Source organism: Sporosarcina sp. GW1-11 (genome assembly GCF_033088395.1).
Taxonomy (GTDB): Bacteria; Bacillota; Bacilli; order Bacillales_A; family Planococcaceae; genus Sporosarcina.
In genome coordinates, this window is record NZ_JAPMIW010000034.1 from 10,699 (window position 1) to 17,488 (window position 6,790).

The following is a 6,790-nucleotide window of genomic DNA, read 5'->3' on the forward strand; positions in this document are numbered from 1 at the left end:
GAAGCAGGACTCGATCCAGAGTATTATTTAGTAACGGATTCTTCCTCTGATTTGCCTTATGATTTCTATCGTCCAGGCGAGGAAAACGAGCGGGTACCGATTTATCTGCAAATGAAAAATGGAGATTTACGTGAACTTTCACGGATGTCCGATGTAGTGGATGCCATATCTGGAAAGCGTAGAACAGACCATAAAATTTATTATCCAGAGGACCGACTTGTGAACGGCAATCCGTTACACGATAAAATTTTGGAGTTGTTAAAAGGTTAAGAGAGGGGTTGCACGAGTTGCTGCAAGAGCATGCAAAAATCGTTCAGTTTGTGTCGTTGGCGAGTGAAGTGAATGGCCGTAAAAAAATGCAAAAGATGGTCTATATATTAAAAAAGATGAATTTCCCGTTTGTGGAAAAGTATGAGCTTCATATGTATGGTCCGTATTCAGAAGAATTGACGTTGCGCGTGGAAGAATTATGCGAGATGGGTTTTCTGGCGGAGCGTTTTGAAGATAAAGGATCGTATAAGCAATATTGTTATCAAGTGACGGATGAGGGATCAATGTTTTTGAACACTGCAGAAGAACCACGGACGCAGTTGCCAGATTGCATCGAGCGATTAAACAGCAAATCATCCCGCTTCCTTGAATTAGTTTCTACGCTGTTGTTTTTCGATCAGTTGGACAAGGAACAGCAAATAGCCAAGGTGCGTATTGTGAAGAATAAGTTGAACTTTACTGAGCAAGAAATGGATCAAGCATTTGAATTTATTGAAGAGTTGCAAGAGCTTTCTGCTGGATGAATTAATGAGTGAGTGAGTGGGTGGGGGGATACCCGTTTCACTACGCTTCAGGCGGACGCGTTCAGGAGGGTCCGCGGTGAGCTTGGCCTTAATTTCTGCGGTCTTTGCAGAAATTAAGGCCACTGTGATCCTAACACTTCGCTTTCGCTCCCCAACTGTCTCATTCACTTTTTACATTAACAAAAGGATTCTCGTGACGAGAATCCTTTTGTTTGATTACTTATCGCTTTCTCTAACGCCGCTAGTAGAAAAATTGTCTTTTGACATTTCTTCAATGTAGACGCTAATTCTTTCGACAGGTGCGCCAGATGTCTCTGCGACCGCTTGTGTGACTTTTTCACAAAGCGCTCGTTTCTGTTCATCCGTACGTCCTTCTAACATTTTCACAGTAATGAATGGCATTTTACTTCCTCCTTTGCAGAAGATTCAGGTATAGTACATATAATAACAGAGATAGAGGTGGATTTACATGGCGAGTGAGAAAAACTCGAAACCAAAGTTAGGCTTTACGATTATTAAAAATGACCCGACAGATGGTCATAAAGGGTTTGGCATTGGATCATTGTCACTGGAAAACATTTCACCTGTCATAATCGATGTGGAAGCAGGTACTGCACAAGTAGAAATGGGTGCGATGCATGCCCGTAGTGATACAGAACGTGGCATTAAATTTACGACCAATCGCGAAGATTCGGAAGGTGGTAAACCGTATTGGTTGGTCTGGGTAACAATTGATTACCGTGAAGAAGGCCCGTATTACGCAGGCGTTACAGCTTGTGAAATGGTAGTCAATCGTGAAAAACGACGCGGCTATAAGGTATTGGCTGATCACGTCAACCGAATGGATAAATCGATGAAGCGTCATATTATCGTGGATGATATGGATGATCGTTCGAAGAAGATTTTGGCAGACTTTTTACAAAACCATAATGCGGAACTTTGGGAACGCAGTACACCTGAATTGCATGAAGGATTACGCACGGAGTAAGGATTTATCCTAGCAAGGTTCCAACCAAATAAGTCAAATGTGTGACAAATTGTTTTGTGGTCTCTTTGAGGTTGAATGTCTGCATGAAACGAAGTAAACTAAACATACAGCTTTGCTGCTGTAATCTAGGACACCTGCTTTGCATACTAATTGTTTGATGAAGCCACAAAACCCAAGCGGGTGAATTCATTCACTGGTTGTATTGCAGTCAAAAAGACCTCGCTCTCCGCGGATTCGGAGAGCGAGGTCTTTTTCTCTTGTGTATTATGGCTTGTTGTGCTCATAGACCCTGGTCTCGCGCTCATAGCCCTCGGTCTCGCGCTCATAGACCCTGGTCTCGCGCTCATAGCCCGCAACACCCTCATCCAACCCACCCATACAAGTTCCCCTAATAAAGTCTTCATTCAAAAAAGGAAAATGGAAATAACTCCAACTTCGAATTCTCTTCATCACCAGAATGTTGCTCGCGTAGTGAACGATCCGTACATAATTTCTTTGGGACATCTTTATCCTTCAAATACACCAATCGTTGCTTCGGACATTCATTGACTGCGACACCGCCCGTTTCAATATCAACAATGACGCCTTGTACGCCTTTAGGGGGCAGAAAAGGCTCTGGCGCGGTTCCTGCATGCACGGCTTCCATGAAGTCGATCCAAATCTTTTTGGATGCGGCTTTGTCTTCTAGATTCTCTAATTGCTTTCCGCGATCGAACCCTGTCCAGATACCTGCTGTCAATGTAGGGGAGAAGCCGATTAAATATTGATCAGAAATCGTAGTTCCAGACTTGGCTGCATAGGGACGTGTTTGCTTTGGACGCATCGACAGCCCAGTTGAGGATAAATAATCACTAAAAACTGGGTCAAACATGCCCGTCATCAAATGTGTTAGCACAAATGCATCTTGCGCGGACATGATCTGTTTTTTTTTCTTCTTCGTATGTTCATAAATAACTTTGCCTGTTGAATCCGTAATCGACAAAATCATTTGTGGATCTACTTCTAAGCCTTTTGATGCGATTCGATTATACGCAGTCGTCATTTCTAACAGTGTTACGTCAGACGTTCCGAGAGCTACTGCCGGAGATTCGGGAAACGCAACATCTATTCCAAGACGTTGCGCCATCTTCGTATATTGTTTATAGCCTACATTTTCTAATGTTTTCACTGCGAAAATATTATCCGAAATCGCTATCGCCTGTGCTAAAGAAATCGGCTTCGCTGCAAATTCACCATTGATATTGCTTGGTTCATACGTCGAACGTCCTTCATCATACGTAAAGACCGTCTTTTCTGCTGTCATAAAGGTTAATGGATTAAATCCATTCTCAAGGGAGGCCGCATATAAAATGGGCTTCATCGCAGAACCGGGCTGCCGTTTCGCCTGTGTCACGCGATTAAATGAACTATCCGCAAAGTTTACCCCACCGACCATCGATGTAATAAAGCCCGTATCCGCTGCCATAGAGACAAATCCAAGCTGCAAATCATTTGGGGGCATCCATTGCTGAATGACTTCTTCAGCAGTTTTCTGATGTTGCTGATTGAGAGATGTACGAATCGTCCATCCGCCTTCAGCAGGCACGCGACCTTTAGTAATCAAGATTTCTTCCGCTTCCTGCCAAGCGGCATCGAGAAAGTACGGGGCTACTTGTTTCGTATCTTCCCAGCTTTCTGTTTTCAGCACGATTTTCTCTGCACTCGCACGTTCCTTTTGAGTCTCTGTAATGAAACCGCCACTTTCCATTAAACTCAACACTAAAAGCTGTCGATTCCGGGACTTCTCCGGATTCGCAAGGGGCGAATAAATTGAAGGACCTTTTGCAATCGCTGCAATCGTGGCGGCTTCTTCAAGCGTTAATTCTTTCGCGGCTTTGGAAAAGTAAAAACGACTTGCAGCTTCCACGCCATACATCCCATGACCGAAATAGACTGTATTTAAATAGCCTTCTAATATCGTATCCTTGTCGTAAAAGACTTCCAGACGATAGGCAAATAATGCTTCGTGAAACTTTCGTGTCCACGACTTTTCATGTGTCAAATACAAATTCCGTGCATATTGTTGGGTGATTGTACTGGCACCTTGTGCTTTACTCATCGTTTTAACGTCTTTCAAAACTGCCGCCGCAATCCGTTTATAATCAAATCCATGATGCGAATAAAATTTCTGGTCTTCCGTCGCGATGAAGGCGTCGGATAAAAAAGGAGACATATCCGATAACTCCATCCAATAGCGACGTTGTTGTGAGAAATGATCTCCAATCTGATGTCCGCTATGATCTAAAAATAACGAAGCTTTCGGAACGCTCAGTGAAGGAGCACCGAGCAATTGCGCATAGATCCGGAGGGCGATCATCACAGTGACAGCCGCGGTAATCAGCATAATAGAAAGCGAAAAGAAGAGTTTTTTTAACCTTTTTCGATTAGTGGATTTTATATAGTCGGTACGTTTCATTGAGCATCACATCCCGTTTCATTCAGTATCTTTTGACAGTATGGGATGGAATAGGGAGGATTAAACGGTTGCCTGCAAAAAGATTAGTCGCGGTAACATTGAAAGTGGCGGTGGTTGAAGTGTATAATGAGTAAATCTATGTAACATAAGGCGGTGAAAGAATGGAAGCGCCAAAAGTGGACGTACAACTCCGTTCTGTTATTCAACATCCAGATCAGCCAGCGGAAACACATCATCTGCAGGCGAGTGGAGAGATCATTGAGAAAAAAGGACAACACTACTTACTGTTTGAGGAAAAATTAGAAGGTATGCCGACCGTGCATACAACCGTAAAATTACATGCGGAAGACGCGTTTATTATGCGTAAAGGCGGCGTACAGATGCGACTGCCATTCCGTCCCGATGATTCAAGGATCGGAACATACGGCAATGGACCAGCCGTCATGGATTTATTGGTCGTCACGAAAAGTCTTCTGTATACGCAAGGACGGTTCGCAGTAGCATATGAATTGCATGCAGAAGGTAATGTATTGGGAAGCTATGAACTGACAATAACCTACTCGGAGGTAACACAATGAATGCAGTAGAACAGATTCAACACGAAATTAAGGAAGCGCTGAAACTGGCGATAGAAACGGCAAAACTCGTAGACACACCGGATATTCCAGAGATCAAATTAGAGTCACCTAAGAACAAAGAAAACGGTGATTACGCAGCAAACATCGCTATGCAATTAACAAAGCTTGCGAAAAAGCCACCACGTGCAATTGCAGAAGCTATTTTAGAACATCTCGATACGACGAATACCGCAATTGAAACAATTGAAATTGCAGGACCAGGCTTCCTCAATATTAAAGTGAAGTCGGATAGTTTAGCGGATGTCGTCAAATCCGTTCTGGAGCAAGGAGAGAACTATGGCCGTTCAGAAAGTGGTCAGCAACAAAAAGTGCAAGTGGAATTCGTTTCGGCTAACCCAACTGGCGACTTGCACTTAGGTCACGCGCGCGGTGCATCACTAGGGGATTCATTATGCAACATCCTCGACAAAGCGGGCTATGATGTAGCACGTGAATATTATATAAACGATGCTGGAAACCAGATCAATAACTTGGCGCTTTCCATCGAAGTTCGTTATTTCGAGGCGTTGGGGCTTGAAAAAGAGATGCCTGAAGACGGTTATCGCGGAGCAGATATTATTGCAATTGGTAAGGACTTGGCAGAGAAATATGGTGACAAATATGTACATGTCACAGAAGAAGAACGTCTGGCGTTTTTCCGAGAACACGGCTTACAAATCGAACTTGATAAGTTGAAAAAAGACTTAACGGATTTCCGTGTTCATTTCGATAACTGGTTCTCTGAGACGTCATTGTATAAAAACGGAAAAATAGAAGTTGCGTTAAATAAATTACGTGAAAATGGTCATGTCTTTGAAGAAGGCGGCGCTACATGGTTCCGTTCGACAACATTTGGCGATGATAAAGACCGCGTACTAATTAAGCAAGATGGTTCATTTACGTACTTAACACCAGATATTGCATATCACGAGGATAAACTTCAGCGCGGTTTCGATAAGCTCATCAATATTTGGGGAGCCGACCACCACGGCTATATTCCACGTATGAAAGCGGCGATCGAAGCACTAGGTTACGATCGTGATACTTTGGAAGTTGAAGTTGCTCAAATGGTTCAGCTGTATAAAGACGGAGAAAAGTTCAAGATGAGCAAGCGGACAGGAAAAGCTGTCACTTTGCGCGAACTAGTCGAAGATGTCGGACTCGACGCAGTACGCTATTTCTTCGCTATGCGTTCAGGTGACGCGCAAATGGACTTCGACCTAGACTTAGCCGTTTCCAAGTCTAACGAAAACCCAGTCTATTACGCACAGTACGCACACGCTCGTATTTGTTCCATTCTGCGCCAAGCAAAAGAACAGAACATGCAGGCATCAACAGATAACGTTACACAATTACAAGACGAAAAAGAACTAGAATTATTGAAGAAACTCGGTGACTTCCCGAAACTAGTTAGCGATGCAGCACGCCTACGCGCGCCGCACCGTGTGACGACTTACATCCAAGAACTAGCTGCAGCATTCCATAGCTTCTACAATGCAAACAAAGTTCTTGATCCAGAAAACAAAGAACTATCCGAAGCACGCCTAGCCCTAATCACCGCAACTAGCACAACTATCGCAAACGCGTTGAAACTAGTTGGAGTAGAAGCGCCAGAGCGTATGTAATTCAGAAAGCCCAGCAGCTGGTCCGCAGTACAACGGACCAGCTGTTTTTGGTGAGCTGTAAAATATATCTAGAGTAAAGCTCCATGCATGTACTGTTAATTTTTGCCTCTACCTAGATACGATTGGTGCGGTTGGACAGGGGAATAGCGCGGATGGCTAGAGTTGCCTTACACCCTGTCAAGTAGACATCTTTAGAAACCGCTCACTATTCTCTTTCCGCTTGTTTATTCCGTTGCTATTTCTATCAAAAGGGCGACTTGACATGGAGCCTCTACAGGCATGACTTCCACGTCTGGAAGCCAGCTGTTATA

General features: G+C 43.8%; 6 protein-coding genes and 1 pseudogene. 5 read left to right on the forward strand and 2 right to left on the reverse strand.

Going from position 1 to position 6,790, the window contains the following annotated elements:
• Positions 1–270: pseudogene (locus tag ORD22_RS14670) on the forward strand (hypothetical protein); the annotation flags it as partial.
• Positions 271–287: 17 nt separating this feature from the next.
• Positions 288–794, forward strand: a complete 507-nt coding sequence (locus ORD22_RS14675; RefSeq protein ID WP_317646893.1) for a YwgA family protein — start codon at positions 288–290, stop codon at positions 792–794.
• 216 nt (positions 795–1,010) lie between these two features.
• On the opposite strand, the gene ORD22_RS14680 is transcribed toward ORD22_RS14675, so the two are convergent.
• A complete protein-coding gene (locus ORD22_RS14680; RefSeq protein WP_317646894.1) occupies positions 1,011–1,196 on the reverse strand; it encodes a 2-hydroxymuconate tautomerase in 186 nt (61 codons plus the stop codon).
• A 67-nt stretch (positions 1,197–1,263) separates the two neighbouring features.
• Here ORD22_RS14680 and ORD22_RS14685 point away from each other — a divergent pair, with 67 nt between their 5' ends.
• Entirely contained in the window at positions 1,264–1,782 is a 519-nt protein-coding gene (locus ORD22_RS14685) for a YwhD family protein (protein ID WP_317646895.1), read from the forward strand.
• Between the two features lie 400 nt (positions 1,783–2,182).
• Here the strand turns inward: ORD22_RS14685 and ORD22_RS14690 are convergent, their stop codons facing one another.
• The gene (locus ORD22_RS14690) at positions 2,183–4,237 is read right to left on the reverse strand and encodes a transglycosylase domain-containing protein (protein WP_411567662.1); all 2,055 of its coding nucleotides are present in this window, start codon (positions 4,235–4,237) and stop codon (positions 2,183–2,185) included.
• Between the two features lie 161 nt (positions 4,238–4,398).
• Here ORD22_RS14690 and ORD22_RS14695 point away from each other — a divergent pair, with 161 nt between their 5' ends.
• Entirely contained in the window at positions 4,399–4,815 is a 417-nt protein-coding gene (locus ORD22_RS14695) for a YwiB family protein (RefSeq protein ID WP_317646897.1), read from the forward strand.
• Positions 4,812–6,479 carry an arginine--tRNA ligase gene (argS, locus tag ORD22_RS14700; protein ID WP_317646898.1) on the forward strand — a complete coding sequence of 556 codons (1,668 nt, stop codon included), beginning with the start codon at positions 4,812–4,814 and terminating at the stop codon, positions 6,477–6,479. Before ORD22_RS14695 ends, argS begins: the two co-directional genes overlap by 4 nt.
• Positions 6,480–6,790 lie beyond the last annotated feature (311 nt).

Coding starts and splice junctions, on each gene's coding strand:
- ORD22_RS14690 (WP_411567662.1), bottom strand. CDS start 4,237: ATGAAACGTACCGACTATATAAAATCCACTAATCGAAAAAGGTTAAAA.
- ORD22_RS14685 (WP_317646895.1), top strand. CDS start 1,264: ATGGCGAGTGAGAAAAACTCGAAACCAAAGTTAGGCTTTACGATTATT.
- ORD22_RS14695 (WP_317646897.1), top strand. CDS start 4,399: ATGGAAGCGCCAAAAGTGGACGTACAACTCCGTTCTGTTATTCAACAT.
- ORD22_RS14680 (WP_317646894.1), bottom strand. CDS start 1,196: ATGCCATTCATTACTGTGAAAATGTTAGAAGGACGTACGGATGAACAG.
- argS (WP_317646898.1), top strand. CDS start 4,812: ATGAATGCAGTAGAACAGATTCAACACGAAATTAAGGAAGCGCTGAAA.